We start from the raw sequence: 2,643 nt of genomic DNA, 5'->3' as shown, positions 1-2,643 counted from the left end.
ACTTTATATATGTAGGCCAGACCGGTTTCATTGGCCAGGACTTCATTATAGTCGGTTACTTTGCCGTTGCTGTTGTTGGTGTCGGCGGTGTGGACGTTTCTATCCTGACTGAATTTCTGCGCCAGAGAAATTTTTTGATCGTCCGCCACATCATAAATGCCGCCCAGAGTCAGCGTGTAGTATGACGCGGATTGCGCATAGGCTTTACTGTCAGAAAGAGCAAACGGCAATGCTTTCGCCGCTTTATTGAAATTTATATTGGTGTTCAGCGTATAAACATTGCTTGCCAATTCCACGCCGGCGGTTAAACCTTTGGCCAATTCTCTAGCCCAGAGCAGAGAAGTTGTCTCCAGCGCATCCTTACGGTAGACATCTATTTTTGCTTTGTAGTCTGGATCAAGCGTACTCTGAATAGCGCCTAGCGATAACGTTGCGTTAAAATTCGGATACAAATTGCTCTCGTATCTGTAACGCACAGCGAGCCAGTTGCCGGCCAAAGTGTCCGTATATGACAAAAATTTGCTGGCATCATTGAAACTGGACGAGTTGACGTTTTTTCCGCGAATTAAATTTAATGAAAGGAGTGGAGAAGGATTTGGCGATTTTACCTGATCGCTCTGGCTAAGCTGATTGAGAATTATCGTGCCGCCCTCGACTTTGCGTTCTTGATTGACCGCGATGACCGCTGGATTGGCGCCCAGTCCCAGCGTGGTGTTCAATTTCACATCATTGGTATCCAGCACGCCGGCCAGAACCGCCGCCGTCAGTACTCCCGCGCTCAAAATTACTTTTCTTAAGTTCATTTTACTGCCCTTTCTTTCCAAAAACTTTGGTTTTCGGAAATGTTTTTTTAACTGACCTAGCCGCTGACCGGAACACCTCCTTGAGCTTTTTGAGTCTGCCGTTTTTATTTTACGGGACGCGGCGCGGCTGTGTCAATTCAGCATTTCCTCCAGCGCGCCGCGCACCTTTTCGGTTAGATTTTCCGTGTCAGGCTTGAGCGGCCTTCCGATAACAACGGTAAAAGAATTGGTGCGCCACGGCAGCTTTTGCACCGCCTTGCCGCCAAGCACGGCCACCGGCAAGATAGCGGTCTGCGCCTGTCTGGCCAAGCGTTCCATGCCGCTTTTAAAAGGCAGCAGCGGCGCGTCCGTGGTGTTGCGCGTGCCTTCGGGATAGATCAGCAAAGCGCCGCCGCCGCGCAAAAACTGCGCTATGGCCGCCAGAGAACGCGCCGCGCTACGGGGATTTTTCCGGCTGATCGGAAAATAGCCGAGCGTCCTGACCGCGCGGCCAAAGAGCGGGATTTTAAAAAGCTCTTCTTTCATCACAAAGCTAAAATTCAGCGGCAAATAACCCAGCGCGATAAAAATATCAAAATAACTCGTATGATTGGCGGCGATGATCAGCGGCCCGGGCGGAATATTTTCCAGCCCCCGCACTGTCACGCGGAAACCGGAAATCCAGAGCAGAAATCTGCCCCAAAACACCGCGATCCAGCGCGTCCGCCTGGGCAGAAAAAACGCCGTGCAGAGCAGCGGCAAAATTCCCAGCGGCATGGAAAAGATTATGGCTATCCAGAGTAGCGCGGGACGCCAGCAGCCGCTCATTGACTCAATCTCGCAACGGTCAATTCTTTGCCGAGCAGTTCCAAGACTTCAAAAATCCCGGGTGAAACATTGGAGCCGGTCAAAATAATCCGCAGCGGCATAATAATTTTTCCGGCCGCCAAATTTTTTCGCGCGGCAAAATCCCGCACGGTTTTCTCGATGGCCGACAGCCGCCAGTCCGTATTTTTTAATTCGGCGGCAAGTTCCGGCAGATACGGCTTGACGCTGTCCGCCTCAGCCCGCAGTTCCGGCGGTATGCCAATTTCTTTTTCTATAAAATAGGCGCAGCTTTTGGCGATATGCCCGACTGTTTTCAGGCGCGACTGGCTCAAAGTTAAGATCTGGTCGATCTTGGGCTGCTGCAAATACTCCGGCGGCAAAAAATCCTTGAGTCTGGACAGAGCGGCTTTTTTAATATGCTCGGCGTTCAGCCATTCTAATTTTTTGTTGTCAAAAATCGCCGCTGATTTGCCGACTTTGTTCAGGGAAAATTTTTCCAGCAGATCCGCGCGCGTAAAAAATTCCTGATCTTTGTACGCCCAACCGAGACGCGCCAGATAATTAACCATAGCCTCGGGCAGGATGCCCTGTTTGGCATACTCCTCGACAGAGGTCGCGCCGTGCCGCTTGCTCAAACGCTGACCGTCCGGCCCCAGGATCATCGGCACATGGACGATTTTCGGCACAGCAAAATTCAGCGCTTTGTAGATCATCACCTGCCGCGGAGTGTTGGAGAGATGATCGTCGCCGCGGATAATATGCGTGATCTGCATCAGCGCGTCGTCGATAACCACCGCGTAATTATAAACCGGCAGACCGTCCGAGCGGCGGATCACAAAATCCTCGATATTGCCGTCCGGGTCTGTAGACCTAAAATACAGCGCGCCGTCTTTTTCGTAAGCCGCTTTTTTAGCCAGCAATTCCGCTAAATATTTATTGTAAATCTCCAAACGCTGCGTCTGAAAATACGGGCCAAATTCCCCGCCGGTTTCCGGCCCCTCGTCCCAGTTTAAGCCCAGCCAGCGCAGTCCGC

The 2,643-nt window shown here is 51.5% G+C and carries 3 protein-coding genes; all 3 read right to left on the bottom strand.

The window, feature by feature from the left end:
• A partial coding sequence (locus LBJ25_07125; protein MDR1453724.1) for a hypothetical protein occupies positions 1-803 on the bottom strand: 803 nt, incomplete at its 3' end.
• A 132-nt stretch (positions 804-935) separates the two neighbouring features.
• The gene (locus LBJ25_07120) at positions 936-1,610 is read right to left on the bottom strand and encodes a 1-acyl-sn-glycerol-3-phosphate acyltransferase (GenBank protein MDR1453723.1); all 675 of its coding nucleotides are present in this window, start codon (positions 1,608-1,610) and stop codon (positions 936-938) included.
• Positions 1,607-2,643 (bottom strand): glutamate--tRNA ligase (gltX, locus tag LBJ25_07115; protein MDR1453722.1); only part of this gene is annotated, 1,037 nt, incomplete at its 5' end. The genes LBJ25_07120 and gltX, both read right to left, overlap by 4 nt.

It is taken from the genome of Candidatus Margulisiibacteriota bacterium (genome assembly GCA_031268855.1).
Lineage (GTDB): Bacteria > Margulisbacteria > Termititenacia > Termititenacales > Termititenacaceae > Termititenax.
The sequence above is the reverse complement of the archived record's forward strand: the minus strand, read 5'-3'. Positions and strand labels throughout refer to the sequence as shown.